Raw genomic sequence first — 19,680 nt, forward strand, 5'->3', positions numbered from 1 at the left:
GTTCAATGATGGTGGTCAGGGGCAGGGTCGAACTGCCGACCTTCCGCTTTTCAGGCGGACGCTCGTACCAACTGAGCTACCTGACCTCGGCGGCTGCCGCCGTACGCGGTCCTGACGGGACTTGAACCCGCGACCTCCACCTTGACAGGGTGGCGAGCACTCCAAACTGCTCTACAGGACCTTTATGTCCGAGGGGCTTTCGCTCCCCGTGTTGTTCGGCTTGCCTAGCTTACCAGCTTCCGGGAGGTCTTCGACCTTCCGTCATCCGGTGCGCTCGACGCGCTCCACGTGCCCCCAACGGGATTCGAACCCGTGCCGCCGCCTTGAAAGGGCGGTGTCCTAGGCCGCTAGACGATGGGGGCTCAAGGCTTTCGCCCTGTTCCGTGACGCCTTCCGTCGGAGACCTCTGAAGCATAGGGGACGTTTGCCCCTGATGCCAAAGCGACCGGCGACGGCGAGCCGCTGCCGGTTGCCGTCGGCGACGGCGCCAGCGGCGACTCGGGAAAAATTGTACGGCCAGGGTCCGGCTCGATATGACGCTCACACTGGATCCACTGTTCGCCGAGGCCGCCGACGGTGATGTCGTCCCAGGCCTCCAGGCGGTGGCTGCTCTTGCCGAAGTAGAGCACCGAGGCGGTCAGCGGGGTCGGCTCGTCGTGTTCCAGGCCGCGCAGGCCGGCGCCTCCGGTGGACCCCTGGATCATCAGGCGGGTGCCAGAGGGCAGCAGCTCGGTGGACCGCGCGTGGACGTGCCCGCTCAGCACCAGCGGCGCATACCCGGACAGGCCCCGGCCGACGGTCGGGTCGTGGACGGCCACGATGTCAGCAGCGATCTTGTCCGGGGCCGAGGTGGAGGCGGACCTGGGCCACTCGCGCGGCGTCAGCCTGGCCGCGTTGGCCCGGCCGAGGTCGAGGAGGCTCTTGCTCTCGTCGCCCTCCGCCTGCACGGATTTGTCGGGGGTGAACCTCGGGTCGCCGATGCCGTAGATGCTCAGCCCCTTGACCGTGGCGGCGGCGCCGTCCAGCACGACCGCGTTCTTCTGCTTCCCGACCGCTCGCTGGGTCGTCAGGGAGTCGTGGTTGCCGCGCACGTAGACGTACGGCACGTCGAGCGAGCCGATCTCCTTGACGAACTCGTTCTCGGCCTTCGTCCCATGGTCGCTGATGTCGCCGGTGTCGATGATGAAGTCGACCTTGAACTGATCCTTCAGCGACTTGATCACGTTCCAGCCCAGCGGGTTGATGTGCAGGTCGGAGACGTGCAGCACGCGGATGGTGCCCGGATCCGGGTCGAAGATCGGCAGGCTGGACCCCGCCTCGTACAGCTGCGACACATTGGTCACCAGCTTGGCGAGCTGACCGCGATATTCGGAGAACTTGGTCACGATCGACTGCGCGCTGCCGACCAGGGACGGCACGCCCGTGAGCAGGCCGGTGTACCGGGGCTCGGCGATCGAACGGGGGTTGAACGTCAGCGCGGAGACGCCGCCGAGGACGACGACCATCGCCAGCGAGCCCGCCGCGGTCCAGGCCGCCCGTGACAGCCGCCGGAAGGCGACCAGGCCGGTGAGGAACCCGGCGACGACGGCGAACAGCGCCGCGCGCAGGGCGAGATTCCGCAGCCCGGTGATGACGTCGGCCTCGATGGTCGTCGGCAGCCGGTCGGCCCACCGGGGGTTCTTGAGTATCTCCTCGGCGACCTCCGGGTGGACCGCCTCGATCGTCATGTCGAGCCGCAGCGGGCCGTGGTGGCTGTCGAAGCTGAGCGTCCCGAGGGGCCGTACGTCGATGACGGTCTCCCCGCTCCAGGACGGGGCCAGGGACATCCCGATGTCGGCTGGCCCGACCGGCGTCTCCACCTGGGCGCCGAATGCCATCCCGAGCCATCCGCCGACCCCCGCCGCCAGCACGACCGCGAGCACGCGAGCGGACAGACGGGCGGGCCGACTGCCGACCGTCCTATGGGCGAACGTCCTCAACCGCGAGTTCTCCATCCCTTCCTGACTACCCGAAGATGCGACCTCTGTGGTTACCGGCACCCGGTGTTCCGGTTACCAGCCGTCGGGCTGGGCCTCCAGACGTGCCCGCATTCCGGACAAAATCAGCGCTAAACCGTGCTCGAAGGACGCGTCCGTCTGCGGGCCTTTGGTCTCGGCCATGACCGCGCGCACGTTCGGGTACGGCGCGAGGCTCTCCAGCGCCTCCTCGAACAGGGCCGGGTCGCTCGTTCCCCGCTCCTGGTCGGACTGCTCCTCAAGGACGAATCCGCCGAGGAAGCTCGCGAGCGTGCCGAGACCCCACATCGCGTCCGTACGGGGGAATCCGGCCCGCAGCAGCGATTCCAGGATGGTCTCGACGGTCTGCAGCGTGGCCGTGCCGGGGTGGGTGCCGGCGGCGAGGCGCGCGGTGTCGCGGTGCGACTTGAACGCGCGGCGCTGGCCCCTGCACCACTCCGCCAGCCACTCCTCCCATGACTCCCCCTCGGCGAGCGGCCGCAACGGCTCCTGTACGGAGATCGCCTCGGCCATCTCGTCCAGCAGTTCCTGCTTGTTCTTGAAGTGCCAATAGAGGGCGGGGGCCTGCACGCCCAGCTCGGTCGCGAGTCTGCGCAGGGTCAGCTTCTCCAGCCCCACCTCGTCCAGGAGCCGGATGGCGGTCCTGACGATCGTGTCCCGTTCCAGTGCCACGGTTGACAGCTTAACGCCGTTCAATGCATCCTTAACGTTGTTAAATTTAACCCCGTTAAGGAGATGCCGTGATCCATGCGGAAGGAGTACGCAAGCGGTTCGGCACGACCGAGGCGCTGCGGGGCGTCGACCTCGACGTGCCGCGCGGCTCGGTGTGCGGCCTGCTCGGGCCCAACGGCGCAGGCAAGACGACGATGGTGCGCGTCCTGACGACGCTGCTGCGCCCCGACAGCGGCTCGGCCCGGGTGGCCGGCTGCGACGTGGTCGGGGACGCAGAACGGCTCCGCTACCGCATCGGCCTCGCCGGACAGCACGCGGCGCTGGACGAGCTGCTTACCGGGCGCCGCAACCTGGAGCTGTTCGGCCGGCTCTACCACCTGCCCCGCCGTACGGCCCGCCGCAGGGCCGAGGAGCTGCTGGACCGGTTCGGCCTGACCGAGGCGGCGAACCGTCCGGTGCGGACGTATTCCGGCGGCATGCGGCGCAGGCTCGACCTGGCCGCCAGCCTGATCGTCTCCCCGCCGGTGCTGTTCATGGACGAGCCGACCACCGGCCTCGACCCCCGCAGCCGTCTCGCGCTGTGGGACGAGCTGCGCGCGCTCGTCGCCGAGGGAACGACCCTGCTGCTCACCACGCAGTACCTCGACGAGGCCGACCACCTGGCCGACCGCATCGCCGTCATGGACGCCGGGCGGGTGGTCGCGGCCGGGTCGCCGTCCGCACTCAAGGCGAAGGTGGGGGGCGACCGGGTGAGCATCGCCTTCCGCGACGCCGCGGACCTGGCTCCCGGCGTCGAGGCCGTGCGCGGAGTGCTCCCGGGCGAGCCCGAGATCGACGCCGCCGAGCGGCGACTCGTCGTGCCCGTCTCGGACGGCGCCGCCTCTCTGGTCAGGGTCGCCGCGGCCCTCGGCGCCGCCGGGGTCGGCGTGGAGGACCTGGGGCTGCGCCGGCCGACGCTGGACGAGGTGTTCCTGGCGCTCACGGACGCGCCCGCCAAAGAGCCCACCAAGGAGAAGGAGGCCGCATGATCACCCTGGAACCCCCCGCGACGAGGGCGCAACGGCTGCGCTGGGCCCTGAGCGACACGTTCGTCATCGCGGGCCGCAGCTACTCCCAGCTGCGCACCCAGCCCGGCCAGATCGCCGCCGAGCTGGTCGCTCCGGTCATCATGACCATCCTGTTCGGATACGTCTTCGGCAGCGCGATCCGCCTGCCCGGCGGGGGCGACTACCGGAACTACCTGATGCCCGGAATCTTCATGCAGGTCATGGCACTGTCCGCGGTCGCCGCCGCCACGTCGGTCGCCGAGGACATGGCGCGCGGCATCATCGACCGCTTCCGCGCCCAGCCCATCGCGCGCGCCGCCGTACTGGCCGGGCGGAGCTTGGCGGACCTGTCCAAGGACTGGCTGTCGCTCGCCACCATGAGCGTGTGCGGCCTGCTGATCGCGGGATGGCGTCCGCACGGCACCCCTCTGGGGACACTCGCCGGCTTCGCGCTGCTCGCCCTGTTCGGGTACGCGATGATCTGGCTGGGCACGTACATCGGGCTGTTCGTGAAGAACGGCGCGCAGGCGGACGCCGCGACGTTCGGCTGGCTGTTCCCGATGACCTTCCTGGCCAACGCGTTCGTGCCACTGGAGGGCCTGCCCGGGTGGCTGCGGGCGATCGCGGACTGGAACCCGATGAGCGCCGTCGTCTCGGCCGCCCGGGAGCTGTTCGGCAACCCCGGCTCGGCCGCCGCCTCCTGGCCTCTCCAGCACCCGGTGACGGCGGCGCTGTGCTGGTCGCTGCTGATCATCGCCGTGTTCGCACCGCTCGCCGTACGGCGCTACCGCACGGCCGCCTCGCGATGACACGATGAGACGGTGATCGACGTCCCGCTGAAGAGGTTCGAAGAGCTCGTGGCCGAGGCGCTCGACACGATCCCCCCGGATCTGGCCAAGGTCATGGACAACGTCGTGCTCGTGGTGGTGGACGACCCGCCCGAGCCCGGTCTGCTGGGGCTCTACACCGGCATTCCGCTGACCGAGCGGGGCGACTGGTATGCAGGGGTTCTCCCGGATCGCATCGAGATCTACCGAAACCCCACGCTGGAGATCTGCGAGACCGAGGACGACGTGGTCGAGGAGGTCCGCGTCACCGTCGTCCACGAGATCGCGCACCACTTCGGCATCGACGACGAACGACTGCACGAGCTCGGCTGGTGACGGCCGTGTCTCCTGGCGCCTCCACTCGTCGACGTCTCCCCTCGTCGACGTTTCCCTCGTCCGCGTTTTCCCCTCGTCGGTGTTTCCCCTCGTCAGGACGGCGATACACGTTCACGGGCCGCGAAATGGGACCGTCAGCGGGTTGCAAAACTCGCATCCGGCGGGCACTGTAAGTGACATGTTGACCACGGATTGTCAGATCCAGTCGCCGCGGCGTACACCGGCGGACATGGCCGGCGGAGCGACCACTGCGGAGTGAGATGGCGGCCACCAAGCCCGGCAGGCTGTCCGGCCGGCACCGCCGTTCCCCAGAGGTGCGGACCACCTATCGGGAGGTCGCCGCGATCCCCGAGTTCCGGGCCCTGTGGCTCGGACAGGGCATGTCACTGCTCGGCGACCAGCTCGCCCAGGTGGCGCTCGCGGTGCTGGTCTACAGCCGGACCGCGTCGCCGCTGGCGACGGCCGCCGTCTACGCGCTGACCTACCTGCCGCCCATCCTCGGCGGGCCCCTGCTGGCCGGGCTCGCCGACCGGTACCCGCGCAGGCGGGTCATGCTCTGGTGCGACGTGCTGCGCGCCCTGATGCTCGCCGCGATGGCCCTGCCCGCCACACCGTTCCCCGTGCTGTGCGCGCTGGTCTTCTGCGTGGTGCTGCTCGGCGCGCCGTTCTCGGCCGCCCGCGCGGCGCTGCTGCCGGAGGTCCTTGAACGCGATCGGTACGTCGTGGGGTCGGCCCTGCAGAACGTGACCAACCAGGCCGTGCAGATGCTCGGGTTCGCCGCCGGGGGCGCGGCGATCGCGGTGCTCGGGCCCTATCGGGCGCTGGCGCTGGACTGCGCGACGTTCCTCGGATCGGCCCTGGTGATCGTCGCGGGGGTGCGGCACCGCCCCGCGCCATTGCGGGAGGACGGCGAGCGTCCGTCCATCTGGCGGATGACGCTGTCCGGCACACGCCTGGTGTTCGGCGAGCGGCGGCTGCGCACGCTCGTGCTGTTCGCCTGGCTGTGCGGGTTCTATGTGATCCCCGAGGGCCTCGCGGTTCCGTACGCCGCGGCGCTCGCCGACGGGAGGCTGCCCGTCCCGGTGATCACGGGCCTGCTGATGGCGGCGATGCCGATGGGCATGGTTATCGGCGCGTTCTTCTTCGGACGGTTCGTCACACCGTCCGGACGGCTGCGGAGCATGGGCTGGCTGGCCATGCTGACCTGCGCGCCGCTCGTGCTGTGCGTGATGCGGCCACCGCTGGAGGGTGTGCTCGCCCTGTGGGTGCTGTCCGGCGTCGGCGCGGCCTACCAGCTCGCGGCCAACGCGGCCTTCGTCCAGTGCGTTCCGGCGTCGGGGCGGGCCGCGGCGTTCGGGCTGGTGCAGTCGGGCCTGCTGGCCGTCCAGGGCGTCGGCATCCTCGTCGGAGGCGCCGCCGCCCAGCGGCTCGGCCCAGAGGCTGTCGTGACACTGGCGGGAGTGGCCGGGCTGTGCGCCGCGGCCGTGCTCGCCATGCTCTGGACCGAGTCGCGCAGGGAGATCATCGCCAAGGTCCGGGCCGCCACCACCTGAGTCAGGCCTGCGGACCCTGGTTCTGGGAGTCGCCGTCGGAGGGCCGGCCGTACGGGTGCTGCTCGTAGCCGGAGGCCTGCGGGGCCTGAGGGGCCTGCGGCGGGTAGGGAGTGCCGGTGGGGCGGCCGCCCTGGTTCCAGCCCTGCTGGACGTTGTCCCACTTGGCCTTGGCGTCCTGCCAGACGTGGCCGTCCTTGTTCTTGTCGATGAGGTCCTGGACGATGGAGGTGTTCTTGCCCTCCTCGGGGAGGAGAAGCCAGGCGACGGCGTAGACGCCGACGCCGAGGCCGCCGAAGAAGCTCGCGACGGCGAGCCCGAGGCGCAGGATGTTGGCGTCGATGCCGGTGTACTCGGAGACGCCCGAGCACACCCCGGCGACGATCCTGCCGTTCCGAGTGCGGCGGAGCTGCTTGACCGAACCGTTGGTGTTCATCTCGTTCATACCTCCACAGTGCCTCTCCGGGGGATGGGCGCACATCGGGATTCCCCCTGGCCCTACCCCGAGAGCGCCCGGATACCCTGACGCCATGGACGACCTCCTCGCGCTCGACGACCAGCTCGACCCTGAGCACCGCATGGTCAGGGACTCCGTAAGGGAACTCGTCTCCGGCAAGGTCCTTCCCCATGTCGGCGAGTGGTTCGAGCAGGGCACGTTCCCCGCCCGCGAACTCGCCCCGGCCCTGGGATCGCTCGGCCTCCTCGGCATGCACCTCCAGGGGTACGGCTGCGCCGGGCTCGACGCCGTCTCGTACGGCGTGGCCTGCCGCGAGCTCGAGGCGGGCGACTCGGGGCTGCGGTCGTTCGTGTCCGTGCAGGGGTCGCTGGCGATGTTCCCCATCTGGAAGTACGGCTCGGACGAGCAGAAGGAGGAGTGGCTGCCCCGGATGGCGTCAGGGGAGGCCATCGGGTGCTTCGGCCTGACCGAGCCCGACCACGGGTCTGACCCCGCCGGCATGCGCACCACCGCCAAGCAGGACCCGTCCGGCGACTGGATCCTGAACGGCGCCAAGATGTGGATCACCAACGGCTCGATCGCCGACGTGGCCGTGGTGTGGGCGCAGACCGACGAGGGCATCCGGGGGTTCGTCGTCCCCACCTCGACCCCCGGCTTCTCCGCCCCTGAGATCCACCGGAAGCTGTCCCTGAGGGCCTCGGTCACCTCCTCCCTGTACTTCGACGACGTACGGCTGCCCGCCTCCGCGGTGCTGCCCGGCGTCAGAGGGCTGAAGGGCCCGCTGTCGTGCCTCACCGAGGCGCGGTACGGCATCTTGTGGGGCGTGGTCGGGGCCGGCCGGGCCTGCCTGGAGGCGGCCGTGGACTACGCCACCACGCGGGTGCAGTTCGGCAAGCCGATCGGCGCGTTCCAGCTCACCCAGGAGAAGCTGGCCTGGATGGCCGTCGCGCTCGGCCAGGCCGGGCTCACCGCCCTTCACCTCGGCCGGCTCAAGGACGCCGGGAAGCTGAAGCCGACCCAGGTCAGCTTCGGCAAGCTGGCCAACGTCCGGGCCGCGCTCGACGTCGCCCGCGAGGCGCGTACGGTGCTCGGCGCCAACGGGGTCACGTTGGAGTATCCGGTCATCAGGCACATGAACAACCTGGAGTCCGTGCTCACGTACGAGGGCACCCAGGAAGTGCATCTACTCACTCTGGGCAAGGCGCTCACGGGCCTCGACGCCTTCCACTGACGCCGCTGTTCACCGCGATCAGGGACAATCGCGTCGCCGAAGACGCGGTACTCTCTGTACCCTGCATCATGGGGAGTGTTCCACGGATCACAGCGCGACACGGGCCGGTCCGCGGGGCACGACCAAGGGGTGCTAGCTCAATGGCAGAGCTGCGGACTTTTAATCCGTCGGTTCAGGGTTCGAGTCCCTGGCGCCCCACCTGCGAAAACAGCTCTGCAATCATGATCGTTAAGGGCTGCTGACGGCTACGGTTGACGGCGACGTCCTACCCGAGTCCCCCGAGCGCCTTCTCCAGCTTGGCGAGTGCCGTCGCCTGGTGCTCGGGCAACACGTGGGCGTAGGTGCTCATGGTCAGCACAATCGTGCTGTGGCCGAGGATCTCCATGATGGTCCGGGTGTCCACTCCCTGCGCGAGCAGGATCGTCGGCCGCTTTGCGGTGGGACGACGGCGTACGAGGCGATCACTAGTGTTGCGACCGGGAAGGTTCGCCGGGTTAGTGGGTCATGGCGGTCCGATGTGAGGTGGACGCTACCCACTGGCGGCCTAAGCCACGACCCATCGAGTGGAGCCGACATGGCAGTCGAGATCGTGTACGAGACCCATTCGCTGACCGAGGACAACGAGAAGGGCATCGCAACCGGCTGGCTGCCGGGCAGGCTCTCTGACCAGGGACGGCGATTCGCAGTCGAGCTCGGCGCCCGTCGTCGCGACACAGACCTGGCCGCTGTCTTCGTCTCCGATCTGCACCGGGCGGTCGAAACCGCGCAGATCGCCTTTGCCGAGACAATGATCCCCATCCGCCAAGACCCGCGACTGCGCGAATGTAACTACGGCGAGCTCAACGGCTCCCCGGTCACCGTACTCGCGGCCCAGCGCGCGCGTCATATCGACGATCCCTTCCCCGGCGGTCAGAGCTACCGCCAGGTCATCCATGCCACCTGTGACTTCCTTCGCGAACTGGCGGCCGACTGGGACGGCTCGCGCGTTCTGGTAATCGCCCACTCGGCCAACAAATGGGCGCTCGACTGTCTGCTGACGGGAGTCGCGATCGAAGACTTGGTTGACGCCCCCTTCAGGTGGAAAGAGGGGTGGTGCTACACGCTCCCTGCCCACTGGCCCGAGCACGGGCCCAGGCCGCAGAAAGCTGAACCCGGCGGACCTTCCCGGTGACAGCCTGCCCAGCAGGACCGAATGCCACCAGAGACGAGCCTCGCCAAACCGCCGGCCGCCCGCGTAGCAATGCTTGGGCGGTTCCGACTGCACCACCTTGTGAATCTGGTGGATACCGCCACAGGAGATCGCCTCGTAGAACACGGCCTCGCAGTCGCAGGGTAGTCCACGACCCGGTATGGCCCTCGAGGCTGAGAGACCCAGAGCAGCTTCTCCGGCTCCGGTACAGCGCACCGAAGATGCGGCGAGAAGCCTGGACAATCGGGACTCCTCCCTCACGTCCGCCGGGTCATGGAGGAAGCCCCGCAGTTTCACGTCCACGCGATGCCGCTTAGCGCGAGGCGTCCAGAGGGATAGAGCACCGCGCTTTCCCGTCGGACAGATCACCAGACAGCGCGGCTTGCCGGTGAAGCTCCTCGGCCAGTTGGCCGACGTCATCGCCGTCGATGGTCTGGCACAGGCCGCGGTCGTAGTCCTCGTTCGTCAGGCGACCGTTGCGCGTGGCCCACAGGCGTCCTGCCGAACTTCGCCAGATGCTCCAGCCGGGGAACGCCTCCCGCAGTCCGCTGACGGTCAGGGCAGGGACACTCGCCGCCTTCTCGCTGCTCACTTCGCTCTCCTCCCACAGGCCTATGAGCTGCATCCTGGCAAAGAAAACTATGGCACGCTATAGCGTGCTGTCCATCGCCACGGCGTGCAGTGGCTTCCTACCGTTGCTCGCGTGGTGGAGTTCAAGGCCAATCAGCCCAGGTGGCGGCAGGTGTACGAGATCATCAAGACTCGTATCGCCTCCGGCGAGTACAAGCCTGGCGAGCGCATCCCATCACTCGTCGCCCTGATCGAAGAGTTCGGCATCGCGAACGCCACCGGCCAGAAGGTCATGCGGGCACTCAGGGCAGACGGTCTGATCCACACCGAGCCCGGCATGGGCAGCTTCGTCACCGCTCCTGAAGATCGGGACAAGGCCGAGTGACCAGGCCCGGAGGCGCGTGCGCTGACGGCAACCGTTGACGGCAACGTCGCCAGACGCCTCCGGGCGCGGCTGGACTCCCCTGGACGCTTGGCCCCAGTTCAGAGACCATGTGCCCAGGGCGTCGGCCAGCTTTTAATCCGTCGGTTCACTGTTCGAGTCCTGGCGCCCCACCCTTGATGAACTGGGCAGACCCTCCATCGTGGCCGGGAGCACATCGTGCTTGGGGGCGATCGAAGGGCCTCCGGCGGGATATGCGTTCCGGAGGCCGGTCCCGGCCGCTGGCGCCTCGGGCCGCCTGCCGTAGAGCACCGACGCAGCTGACCTCACTCGCCGATAAGGACGCTTACAGCGATTGCTCCAGGGAACGCTTCATCGGCACGAACCCGGCCGCCTCGTAGAACGAAAATGCGTCCTCGTTAAAGTCCCAGACCTCCGTAAGGAGGCGTCGGCATCCCGCCTCCCGTCCCGCATCCCGAACAGCCTCCAGCAACGCAGTCGCAACCCCATGACGCCTCCCCAGCGGGGCCACGGCCAGTTGGTCCAAAGCGATAAACGAGTCGGCGTGTGTGAGAAGGGTAGGGCCAGGCTGACGCAGGGACGCACATGCATAGCCAACGCATTCGCCATCGAGTTCCGCGACGAAGATTCGCACCGTCTCCTGATCGAGCCGGTCTCCGAACATCTCTGTCAGATCCTCGAGCGAAGGGGTCGTGTAGATGTCCGGCCGATGCTCTACGTGGATGTCATGTACGTGACGATTCATCTCAGCGAGCAAGGCAGCGTCTCTCCCTGGTGCTGCCTGGCGGATCCGTAGATGCGACACCGCGTACCTCTTCGCTGACGTAGCCACAGAAAAGTCCATGATCGCACCGGGAGTCAGGATTCACATCCAGGCTTGCACTTCCGCTCGTCAGGTCAGGCAGTGTCCCAATGCAGGACGACGATCGCCACGGGGTGGTCCAGGTTCATCGTGGTCGGGGGCGATCGAAGATCCAGGGTTCGTTCCTCACCCTGGCTCACCGGGGATCATGGCTCATGCCGTACGGGACCAGAGCAGCCACCGCTAGGCCAGGTGGCGAGCATTCACGTGAGACACCGCATCCCGTAGAAGCGGGGGAGAGTCGCGTAAGGCCACGTTCGAGATCCGGAGCATGTTCGGAATGATCAAGCCTGGAAGGTGCCTGAGCTATGGCTAGATACCAGGTCAGTGGCCATGGCCAATGTAAGTCCTCGACCCCCTGTGAAACCGTCGGCACTGCGCTCCTGGGCGCCGTGATCACAAGGTCCACAGTTGCAGTTTCAGTTGCAGTTCCATGCCGTCCGAGAGCGTTCAGGAGAGACCGCACACCCGTCCTGACCTGCATTGAACTACCCGGAACGGCGCAAGATCGATCTTTTAATCCGTCGGTTCAGGGTTCGAGTCCCTGGCGCCCCACCACTCCACACCCCATCTGACCTGTGATTTCTCGGTCAAGATGGACCTTGCGGCGAGCAGTTGATCTCGTTTGGTCGCTCGTTGTTCGCTCGCGGGCACGGACCGGGCGACACGGTAGATCGTTAGATGCCCTCCGTCAGGCCAGACCCCAAAGACGGTCAACAGAAGACCTCTCGGACCTCCCACTTGGCATCCCAGCCGTCAAGGATCGTCTGCATATCCTCTGCGCCCGCGCCAGCGGGGCGGCACAGGGCCGCAGGACCATCAGGCCTCGCCCTGGCCTGAAGTCGTTCGTCCAGCAGGGCGGACCACCTTGGTCCCACGACTGCAGCCTTCCAACCGAAGAGGTCGGATGACGGTGAGGGACGATCGGATGCGGCACGACCTGGTCCTTTGCGATAGAAGGAACCGCTGTTGTGTCTCGCTTCCAGAGCGGGAAACAGTCAGTCCCAGTCTCTAGGTACCTCGTGGTGATCCAGTCGGTGGCCACGGCCATCCTCGGTGTACGACTGCGCTGGCACACGATCAACCGGCAGGGCACCTTCAGCGCGCCGGACACGTTGGGCGGCGAACTCCCCGAGCCGGTCGGCCGGTGAGCAAGGGCGGCCGGCCCGTTCACGGGCAGGCGTTTTGCCTATCCGGAGATCTGCAGTTCTGGCACTGGACAGGCGAGCGACGCGGATCCAGTCGAACCTCACCTTCCGCCGCGCTCGTGGCGCACGTCAAAAGACAAGTTAGAGGGTGAGGTCGTCGAACTGGGCGAGGAGGGTGTCGGCAGGTGTGTCGTCCATGGTGGCGGCAGCGGCGCCGTCGTGGAGGGGTTGTTCGGCCCAGATGACTTTGCCGCGGGGGTTGTAGCGGGTGCCCCAGCGTTGGGCGAACTGGGCGACCAGGAACAGGCCGCGGCCGCCTTCGTCGGTGGTGGCCGCTCGGCGTAGATGTGGCGAGGTGCTGCTGCCATCGGACACCTCGCAGGTCAAACTGCGGCTGTGCAGCAGCCGTACTGTGATCGGTGGCGTCCCGTATTTGATCGCGTTGGTGATCAGCTCGCTGAGGATCAGTTCCGTGGTGTACCCGATGTCCTCCAATCCCCACGCCTGCAATTGCGCCCCGCACTCGGTACGCACCGAGGCCACCGCCGCCGGGTCTGGTAGCACATCCCAGTGCGCCACCTTTGATGGCGAAAGCTTCCGGGTACGCGCCACCAGCAGCGCGATGTCGTCGGAGGGGTGTGGCGGCAGTGTCGTGTCGATCACCGCCTGACACGTCTCCTCCGGGGTGCGCCCCGCGGCCCCCTCCAACGCCCCTTGCAGCTCATCCAGCCCGGCCTGGAGGTCCCGGTGCCGGTCCTCGATCAGTCCGTCGGTGTACAGCACCAGTTGGGAGCTCTCGGGCAGGCGCAGCTCGGTGGTTTCGAAGGGGTGGCCGCCCAAGCCGAGCGGAGGGGAGACCGGCACGTCCGGATATGTGACGGTGCCATCTGGATGGACCACCGCGGGGCCCACATGGCCGGCCCGGGCCATCGTGCACGCCCCGGTCACCGGATCGTAGATGGCGTACAGGCAGGTCGCCCCGGTCACCGCCTCGCACTCGTGGGTCTCCGGGCCGTCACGGGTGCTCTCCTCGTTGTCGATGCGAGTAACCAGGTCGTCCAGGTGGGCCAGAAGCTCGTCCGGCGGCAGGTCGAGAACGGAGAAGTTGAGGACCGCGGTGCGCAGCCGGCCCATGGTGGCGGCGGCGTGGAGGCCGTGGCCGACCACGTCGCCTACAACGAGGGCGACGCGGGCGCCGGGTAGCGGGATGACGTCGAACCAGTCCCCGCCCACCCCGGCCTCCGCCGGGAGGTACCGCCAGGCCACGTCCAGCGCGTCCTGCTCTGGCAACCTCCGGGGTAGCAGGCTGCGCTGCAGCGTCACCGCCATGATGTGCTCCCGGGTGAACCGGCGGGCGTTGTCGATGCACACCGCAGCACGGCCGACCAGTTCCTCTGCCAGGGCCAGGTCATCCTCCTCGAACGCGCCCATGCGCCGGGAACGGTAGAAGCTCGCCACGCCGAGCGTGACGTCCCGGGCCCGCATCGGCACCACCATGAGCGAGTGAATGCCCTGTTCACGCACTCTCCGGCCGCGTTCCGGGTCCTGCGGCGTCCACCAGAACGTGGTATCCAGCTCAGCTTCGAGCACCGACCGCCCGTCAGCCAGGCAACGGCCCTGCGGCGTGGTCGGCGGCGGGTGGGTGAGCGCGCCGACGTCTGCCAGGTCGAAGTTCCGCAGGGTGGTGGCGAGGGCGATGCGGCGCAGCCCGGCGTCGAGCACGCCGGGCTCGTCGCCACGTAGCACGGGGTCGGGCAGGTCGACGGCGACGAAGTCGGCGAAGCGGGGCACGGCGACCTCGGCCAGTTCCTGAGCCGTCCGCGTGACCTCCAGGCTGGTACCGACGCGGGAGCCGGCCTCCCAGATCAGGCTGAGCCGTTCGCGCGCCTTGACGGCGAGCCGCCCGACACCGGGCTCGCCCACGGCGAGCAACCACCGATCGGCCGCGGTGTCGGAAACAGGGGCGCCCGGGAGAGGAGCAGCTGTCAGGGGAGATTCCGGGACGTGCGGGGCCGGACCAGTGGATGCCGGACCAGTGGCTGCCGGACCAGCGGCGATGGCGGGTTCGGCGGTGGGGGGCTGGTGGACGGGCACAGGTGTGGCCGCTCGGGCGAGTGGTCCTCGGCGCGTCGTCGATGCGCCACCGTGATCCCCACGGGAGCCGGAGGTCACGTGCCAGAATGAGCCGTCGGTCAAGATGGCCTCCACGGCGATGCCGCGCGTTCCGGCGGGATTCTCGATCACGCGACTGACCAGGGTGGCGGTGCGGCCCCCCGACAACGGCACCACCGCGACGATCGCCTGGTCGGCGGAGATCAGCTCCGTGGCCTTCTCCAGCAGGCGTAGCCGGTCGTGCGAAAGGATCGGGCCGGCCCGGTCGATCGGCTGGGCGGTGACGGCGGCCACTTCGCCGCCCCGGCGCCGGGCCTCCAGGAACGCGCGCAGCATCGCCTGCTCCCGCTGCGAGATCTGTTCGAGCAGGCATTCCTCAATGCGGTCGGTCGCGTTCACGGCGACGCCGAGCATCGCCGGGTCGGCGAACTTGTCCAGGCACGCCAGGTTGAGCACGCCCTCGACGCGGCCACTGATCGGGTCGCGAATGGGCGAGCCCGCGCACACCAGCCCGCTCATGGAGTCCGGGTAGTGTTCCCGGCCCCAGACGAGGACGGGACGCCGTTCGGCCAGTGCGGTGCCCAGGCCGTTCGTGCCGATGGCCTGCTCGGAGAATTCGAAGCCGGGTAGCACCTGGTTGTCGTCGAGCCCCCGCAGGAGCGCCGGCTCGCCGACCCGGCGCTGCAGCACCCGGGCGTGCTCGTCACCGAGGACCACGGCCACCTTGATGCCGGAAAGGCGGGCTTCGAGCTCGTCGAGCACGGGCGTGGCCGCCTGCGCGAGCCTGCCGTGCAGGTCGACGTCGGAGTCGTACACGGGGGGCATATGGTAGGACGCGACACCCAAGTGCCGGCTGCGCTCCCATGAGGTCAGCACCCAGGGCCGAACGCCGCTCTCGACGGGTTCGCCGGCGCAGAAACGTTCGTGGGCCCGCTCGAGAAGGGTGAGGTCCTCGCGGTCGGCGACATTCATGACCAGCTTCATCCTCCCCCGCTCTCTCTAGTACAATTCTGCCCGATCCGGGCATACCTTTCCTTCAGATTTGCCTAATGTTCTGCGGGTTCATGAGAGAGTTTGACCAGAATCAGGAAAATGTCGTCTGCCTTTTACGCTCCACTCAGCGCCGTCGGTTGCGCGTAAGACGGGGTCCGGGGGTGGGCTGTATCGTCCCGATGCGGCAGCTCGCCCGGGACAGGCGAGGCGCCCTAAGGCAAGGGCCCACGGCGATCGCGCAGCGTCAGCGCGCCCGTCTGGCTGAAATGGTGGCCTACGCCCGCTGAACTTCCCCTCATAGTGTGTGGCGGGATGCCATGCGCGTGACCCAGTCGACTAGGTCCTGTGCTAGCGGACACGCCGTTCTCTAGTTGAGTGGCCAGATTTCTCCAGATGGGTGGCCAACAGAATTCCTGGTATGGTCACCGGAATTCCTGGTGGGAGGCCAGGTCGTTCTCCTGATAGGCGGTCAGGTCAATGAGCTGTTCTCAGTAACTGAAGATCACGTTGTGTGATGGCGACATGGTCCAGTCATGCTCGTGATGAAGCAGGACGAGCGCTGCCTGGATGATTTTGCCGATGCGCCAGGGATCGAGGCTGACCCGGCGTAGAGCCTTGAAGGTGACCGTGAGCAGAGTATTCGCGCGTTCGCCGACGCCGCGCAGGCCGCGCAGCAGTTTGTTGTAGGTGTGCTGGTCATCGCTGAGCCGGCGCTGGTGGCGCTTCTTCTTGAGCGGGACGCGGACGACGTCGGCGGCGCCTTCATAGCCCAGATCGGCCAGGGCCGGCAGGTCGGTGCGGATGGCGGCAAGGGCGGTGATGATGCCGTGGCGGCGGGCGCAGGTCATGTCGTGCTCGCGGCCGGGGCGGACCTCGGATACCCACAGCGGCCAGCCGTCCGGGGCCGATTGATTGTGCCGTGTTCGCCGCCCGCTCGCACTCTGGCATCGTGGGTGGGGAGCGGACGTGCGGTCACCGCAGGTGGTGTGCTCAAGCCCGCGCTGGTGCCGGGAGCCGCCAGAACGATGGCCGGAGCCACCCGGCCTGCTGACGGCAAAGACAGGACACGACCTCATGGACCCCCTAGGTATACCTATTGCTATACTTCATAGGTGGCCGGAGCGGAATGGGACGTCTACGTCGTGACCGAGGTCCGCGAATGGATCGAGCAGCTCGACGACGCCACCCACACCAGAGTGGTGCAGGCAATCGACGCGCTCGCCGAAGGCGGCCCCGGGCTGGGACGGCCGCTGGTGGATACGATCAGTGGGTCGTCCATTCAGAACCTCAAGGAACTCCGGCCCGGGACCGTACGCATCCTGTTCGCCTTCGACCCGTGGCGCTCCAGCATCCTGCTGGTCACCGGTGACAAGGCCGGGCGATGGAAAAGCTGGTACGAGGAGGCCATTCCGCTGGCCGAGCACCGGTTTGAGGTCTACCTGAAGGAGCGCGCTCAGCAGGAGGAGGGCAGATGAGCGGGTACGTTCGCTGGAAGGATATCCGGGCGGAGCATGTCGAGCGGGCCGGCGGGGAGGAAGCGGTCGAAGCCGGTAAGCGGGAGCTTCTGGCCGAGGTCCAGGGGCATCGGCTGGCGGAGATCCGCCGCAGCCGTGGCCTGACTCAGCAGCAGGTGGCCGAGCGCATGGGGGTCACCAAGGGGCGCGTCTCTCAGATCGAGCAGGGCAAGATCTCTGGCCTGGACATCCTGGCCCGCTACGCAGCCGCTCTCGGAGGCCGACTCCACCAGTCGATCTACTTCGATGACGGTGATATCGCCGCGATCGCTTGACCAACTCGTCAAAACGTCATGCTGGGTGCCGTGGCCGACTGCGGCGACCACCCTGCGTGGGGTGCGCGAGTACCCCGGCGATCGTCAAGCGATCCCTGTTCGCTCGCTGGTTGCTCGCCTGACCCCGACACAGCATGGAACGCGGTGTCATTACCCGGCAGAGCGACAGGGAGGATCGCGGATGAAACGGCGCGAAAGGGCGCGGTACAATACCGCGCGACACTGATCAAGGGCGCTTTTAATCCGTCGGTTCAGGGTTCGAGTCCCTGGCGCCCCACCTGCGAAAACAGTCCTGCGAGCGTGATCGTAAGGGGCTGTTGGCGGCTACGGTTGACGGCAACGTCCTACGCGAGTCCCCCGAGCGCCTTTTCCAGCTTGTCCAGTGCGGTCGCCTGGTGCTCAGGCAACACGCGGGCGTAGGTGCTCATGGTCAAGCTATAGCGTGCTGTCCATCGCCACGGCGTGCAATGGCTTCCTACCGTTGCTCGCGTGGTGGAGTTCAAGGCCAATCAGCCCAGGTGGCGGCAGGTACACGAGATCATCAAGGCTCGTATCGGCTCCGGCGAGTACAAGCCTGGCGAGCGCATCCCATCACTCGTCGCCCTGATCGAAGAGTTCGGCATCGCGAACGCCACCGGCCAGAAGGTCATGCGAGCACTCAGGGCAGACGGCCTGATCCACACCGAGCCCGGCATGGGCAGCCTCGTCACAGCCCCGGAAGAGCACGACGAGCCCGAGTGACCAGGCCCGGAGGCGCGGGAGCTGACGGCAACCGTTGACGGCAACGTCGCCAGACCCACATCGGGGTCCGTCCAGTCAGTCGACGGTGTAACTCGTGGATGATTTCTTCTATCGGGAGGCCGGGGACAGCCGGCCTTCGAAGGTGATGGCGAAGGCGTTGAGGGCGGCCTTCCAGCGGGTGACCCAGCGTTTACGGCCCTGGCCTGTGCGTGGTCCTGCGCTGTCGAGGTCTGCGCCGGCTGAGCTGATGGGATGCAAGTTCGCCATCCGCCTATGCCGTTGGTGTTGTTCTCGACGTCTTGATGAAGAAGGCAAGCAGCAGTGGGATGGCGCTGAGGATGAGCACCCGCCAGAACGTTGTGCTGTAGGCGCTTCCTAACGCTTCCGGTGATCCGTTCGAGCCGCTCAGGTAGCTCTGAAGGATCACGGCGATGACGGTGACACCGAAAGGGGCACCGACTCGTTGGACGACGCTGAAAGCCGCACTACCGCGAGGCGTTTCGGCGTGGCTAAGGCCGGTAAAGGCGAGAGTCATGACGGGAAGAGAGACTGCGCTATTGCCGAAGCCTTGGAGAAACTGCCCTGCCAAGAGAAGCGCCCCGCCCCCGGTCGAGCCGCTGAGGGCGAACGGCAGGGTTCCGATCATGGCCAGGATGACGCCGCCAGCGATGACGAGTCGGGTGTCGATGCGCCCGGCGAGCCGCTTGTTGACCAGGATGAAGCACATCGTTCCAAGTCCTTGTGGAATCAAGAGGAGACCGGTGGCGAAGACGGAGTTGCCTCGTAGCTGTTGGTAGAAGAGCGGCAGCAGGAACATCATGGCGTACAGGGAGAAGCCGCTAACGAAGGTGATTACGCTGCTGAGCCCGAAGCTGCGCCGGGCGAAGACCCGCACGTCGAGGAGAGCAGGTCGCTTGGCGCGCAGCGAGTACGCCGTATAGGCACCGATGAAGGCGGCGCCGACGGCCAGCGGCAGCCACGACCCTGTGGCAGCGAATCCCTTTATCCCGGCCGCTTGGCTTACCCCGTAGGCGACGCCGACCACTCCTGTGGTCAGGAGTAGGAACCCCAGGATGTCGAGTGAATGCGTGGAGTCTGCATGACCGACCGGCAGGAATAGCGGCGCGAGGACGAGGGCGGTTACGCAGATCGGGAGGTTGACGAAGAACAGCCAACGCCAGCCGATCGAGTCGATAATCGAGCCGCCGATGAGCGGGCCGAGGATCGGTGCAATCTGACCGATGAATCCGAGCGTCGCGATCGCCTGACCGATGCGCTCTCTGCCGGCCGCACGGGTGAGGATCGTGATCGTCACCGGCATGACCATTCCGCCACCGATGCCCTGCAAGATGCGGAATCCGACGAGTGAGCCGAGCGAAGGAGCGATCCCGCAGAGCAGCGATCCGAGGAGGAACGCGGCGACGGAGAACATCCAAACCCTGCGGGTGCCAAAGCGTTCCGAGGCCCAGCCTGACACCGGGATGACGGCGACGTAGGCCAACAGGTACGCGGTCACGACCCACTGGGTATCAGCGATGGAGGCATGAAAGGAGGTATGCAGATGGTCCAAGGCGATGTTCACGATGGTGGTGTCCAGGAGGGTGGTGATGACACCAAGGACGAGCACCAACGTGACCGCGGTGAGCCGAGGCGCAGTCGCGCTCTCGGAATGTGGAGCGGAAGTCATGCACTCACACTACACCGTGCAGTGTAGCTGGTAAACTCCCGAGTGTAGGATG

General features: G+C 67.4%; 20 protein-coding genes and 4 tRNA genes. 12 read left to right on the plus strand and 12 right to left on the minus strand.

Features of this window, described 5'->3' with window-relative positions; translation table 11 throughout:
- Nucleotides 1-9: 9 nt before the first annotated feature.
- The 5 genes from ACGFIB_RS24830 to ACGFIB_RS24850 all read right to left on the minus strand — a co-directional run bounded on the left by ACGFIB_RS24830 (nt 10) and on the right by ACGFIB_RS24850 (nt 2,687).
- Nucleotides 10-86: transfer RNA gene (locus tag ACGFIB_RS24830), tRNA-Phe, on the minus strand.
- Nucleotides 87-106: 20 nt separating this feature from the next.
- Nucleotides 107-181 (minus strand) — tRNA-Asp (locus ACGFIB_RS24835).
- Nucleotides 182-289: 108 nt separating this feature from the next.
- Nucleotides 290-362 (minus strand) — tRNA-Glu (locus ACGFIB_RS24840).
- The gene (locus tag ACGFIB_RS24845) at nt 363-1,979 is read right to left on the minus strand and encodes a metallophosphoesterase family protein (RefSeq protein ID WP_393375280.1); all 1,617 of its coding nucleotides are present in this window, start codon (nt 1,977-1,979) and stop codon (nt 363-365) included.
- 72 nt (nt 1,980-2,051) lie between these two features.
- Nucleotides 2,052-2,687, minus strand: a complete 636-nt coding sequence (locus tag ACGFIB_RS24850; RefSeq protein WP_357245549.1) for a TetR/AcrR family transcriptional regulator C-terminal domain-containing protein — start codon at nt 2,685-2,687, stop codon at nt 2,052-2,054.
- A 68-nt stretch (nt 2,688-2,755) separates the two neighbouring features.
- Between ACGFIB_RS24850 and ACGFIB_RS24855 the strand changes: the two genes are divergently transcribed.
- The 4 genes from ACGFIB_RS24855 (at nt 2,756) to ACGFIB_RS24870 (ending at nt 6,449) form a co-directional block, all read left to right on the plus strand.
- Nucleotides 2,756-3,715: an ATP-binding cassette domain-containing protein gene (locus ACGFIB_RS24855; protein ID WP_393375284.1), complete on the plus strand. Its 960-nt coding sequence runs from the start codon at nt 2,756-2,758 to the stop codon at nt 3,713-3,715.
- On the plus strand, nt 3,712-4,542 hold the full coding sequence (locus ACGFIB_RS24860; protein ID WP_142574549.1) for an ABC transporter permease: 831 nt from the start codon (nt 3,712-3,714) through the stop codon (nt 4,540-4,542). Before ACGFIB_RS24855 ends, ACGFIB_RS24860 begins: the two co-directional genes overlap by 4 nt.
- A gap of 12 nt (nt 4,543-4,554) precedes the next feature.
- Nucleotides 4,555-4,896 carry a metallopeptidase family protein gene (locus ACGFIB_RS24865; protein WP_142574548.1) on the plus strand — a complete coding sequence of 114 codons (342 nt, stop codon included), beginning with the start codon at nt 4,555-4,557 and terminating at the stop codon, nt 4,894-4,896.
- Between the two features lie 260 nt (nt 4,897-5,156).
- Nucleotides 5,157-6,449 carry an MFS transporter gene (locus tag ACGFIB_RS24870; RefSeq protein ID WP_357265768.1) on the plus strand — a complete coding sequence of 431 codons (1,293 nt, stop codon included), beginning with the start codon at nt 5,157-5,159 and terminating at the stop codon, nt 6,447-6,449.
- Nucleotide 6,450: 1 nt separating this feature from the next.
- Here the strand turns inward: ACGFIB_RS24870 and ACGFIB_RS24875 are convergent, their stop codons facing one another.
- On the minus strand, nt 6,451-6,891 hold the full coding sequence (locus ACGFIB_RS24875; protein WP_142574546.1) for a PspC domain-containing protein: 441 nt from the start codon (nt 6,889-6,891) through the stop codon (nt 6,451-6,453).
- Nucleotides 6,892-6,976: 85 nt separating this feature from the next.
- On the opposite strand from ACGFIB_RS24875, the gene ACGFIB_RS24880 reads away from it, so the two are divergent.
- Entirely contained in the window at nt 6,977-8,134 is a 1,158-nt protein-coding gene (locus ACGFIB_RS24880; RefSeq protein ID WP_393375290.1) for an acyl-CoA dehydrogenase family protein, read from the plus strand.
- Nucleotides 8,135-8,260: 126 nt separating this feature from the next.
- A tRNA-Lys gene (locus tag ACGFIB_RS24885) sits at nt 8,261-8,332 on the plus strand.
- 67 nt (nt 8,333-8,399) lie between these two features.
- Here ACGFIB_RS24885 and ACGFIB_RS24890 read toward each other — a convergent pair.
- Nucleotides 8,400-8,537: a hypothetical protein gene (locus tag ACGFIB_RS24890; RefSeq protein WP_393375293.1), complete on the minus strand. Its 138-nt coding sequence runs from the start codon at nt 8,535-8,537 to the stop codon at nt 8,400-8,402.
- 171 nt (nt 8,538-8,708) lie between these two features.
- Here ACGFIB_RS24890 and ACGFIB_RS24895 point away from each other — a divergent pair, with 171 nt between their 5' ends.
- Complete coding sequence (locus ACGFIB_RS24895) at nt 8,709-9,305, plus strand: histidine phosphatase family protein (protein WP_393375296.1); 597 nt, start codon at nt 8,709-8,711, stop codon at nt 9,303-9,305.
- A gap of 331 nt (nt 9,306-9,636) precedes the next feature.
- Here ACGFIB_RS24895 and ACGFIB_RS24900 read toward each other — a convergent pair whose 3' ends face one another.
- Nucleotides 9,637-9,915, minus strand: coding sequence for a hypothetical protein (locus ACGFIB_RS24900; RefSeq protein ID WP_393375299.1), 279 nt, complete (start codon nt 9,913-9,915; stop codon nt 9,637-9,639).
- Between the two features lie 111 nt (nt 9,916-10,026).
- Between ACGFIB_RS24900 and ACGFIB_RS24905 the strand changes: the two genes are divergently transcribed.
- Nucleotides 10,027-10,278: a GntR family transcriptional regulator gene (locus tag ACGFIB_RS24905; protein ID WP_256862548.1), complete on the plus strand. Its 252-nt coding sequence runs from the start codon at nt 10,027-10,029 to the stop codon at nt 10,276-10,278.
- Between the two features lie 343 nt (nt 10,279-10,621).
- Here the strand turns inward: ACGFIB_RS24905 and ACGFIB_RS24910 are convergent, their stop codons facing one another.
- Nucleotides 10,622-11,053 (minus strand): GNAT family N-acetyltransferase, encoded by a 432-nt coding sequence (locus ACGFIB_RS24910; RefSeq protein WP_357245524.1) that lies wholly within the window; start codon nt 11,051-11,053, stop codon nt 10,622-10,624.
- A 1,127-nt stretch (nt 11,054-12,180) separates the two neighbouring features.
- On the opposite strand from ACGFIB_RS24910, the gene ACGFIB_RS24915 reads away from it, so the two are divergent.
- Nucleotides 12,181-12,309, plus strand: coding sequence for a hypothetical protein (locus ACGFIB_RS24915; protein ID WP_357027974.1), 129 nt, complete (start codon nt 12,181-12,183; stop codon nt 12,307-12,309).
- Nucleotides 12,310-12,447: 138 nt separating this feature from the next.
- Here the strand turns inward: ACGFIB_RS24915 and ACGFIB_RS24920 are convergent, their stop codons facing one another.
- Together ACGFIB_RS24920 and ACGFIB_RS24925 are read right to left on the minus strand one after the other, a co-directional pair.
- Nucleotides 12,448-15,390 carry a SpoIIE family protein phosphatase gene (locus ACGFIB_RS24920; RefSeq protein WP_393375303.1) on the minus strand — a complete coding sequence of 981 codons (2,943 nt, stop codon included), beginning with the start codon at nt 15,388-15,390 and terminating at the stop codon, nt 12,448-12,450.
- Nucleotides 15,391-15,899: 509 nt separating this feature from the next.
- Nucleotides 15,900-16,487: a transposase family protein gene (locus tag ACGFIB_RS24925; RefSeq protein ID WP_393375306.1), complete on the minus strand. Its 588-nt coding sequence runs from the start codon at nt 16,485-16,487 to the stop codon at nt 15,900-15,902.
- A gap of 36 nt (nt 16,488-16,523) precedes the next feature.
- On the opposite strand from ACGFIB_RS24925, the gene ACGFIB_RS24930 reads away from it, so the two are divergent.
- The 3 genes from ACGFIB_RS24930 (at nt 16,524) to ACGFIB_RS24940 (ending at nt 17,941) form a co-directional block, all read left to right on the plus strand.
- Nucleotides 16,524-16,886, plus strand: coding sequence for a type II toxin-antitoxin system RelE/ParE family toxin (locus ACGFIB_RS24930; RefSeq protein WP_393375309.1), 363 nt, complete (start codon nt 16,524-16,526; stop codon nt 16,884-16,886).
- Complete coding sequence (locus ACGFIB_RS24935) at nt 16,883-17,200, plus strand: helix-turn-helix domain-containing protein (protein WP_393375312.1); 318 nt, start codon at nt 16,883-16,885, stop codon at nt 17,198-17,200. Before ACGFIB_RS24930 ends, ACGFIB_RS24935 begins: the two co-directional genes overlap by 4 nt.
- Nucleotides 17,201-17,689: 489 nt before the next feature.
- Complete coding sequence (locus ACGFIB_RS24940) at nt 17,690-17,941, plus strand: GntR family transcriptional regulator (RefSeq protein WP_393375315.1); 252 nt, start codon at nt 17,690-17,692, stop codon at nt 17,939-17,941.
- Between the two features lie 271 nt (nt 17,942-18,212).
- On the opposite strand, the gene ACGFIB_RS24945 is transcribed toward ACGFIB_RS24940, so the two are convergent.
- Complete coding sequence (locus tag ACGFIB_RS24945; RefSeq protein ID WP_393375318.1) at nt 18,213-19,628, minus strand: MDR family MFS transporter; 1,416 nt, start codon at nt 19,626-19,628, stop codon at nt 18,213-18,215.
- Nucleotides 19,629-19,680: the final 52 nt, after the last annotated feature.

Source organism: Microbispora bryophytorum (genome assembly GCF_043197435.1).
GTDB classification, from domain to species: Bacteria; Actinomycetota; Actinomycetes; order Streptosporangiales; family Streptosporangiaceae; genus Microbispora; species Microbispora bryophytorum.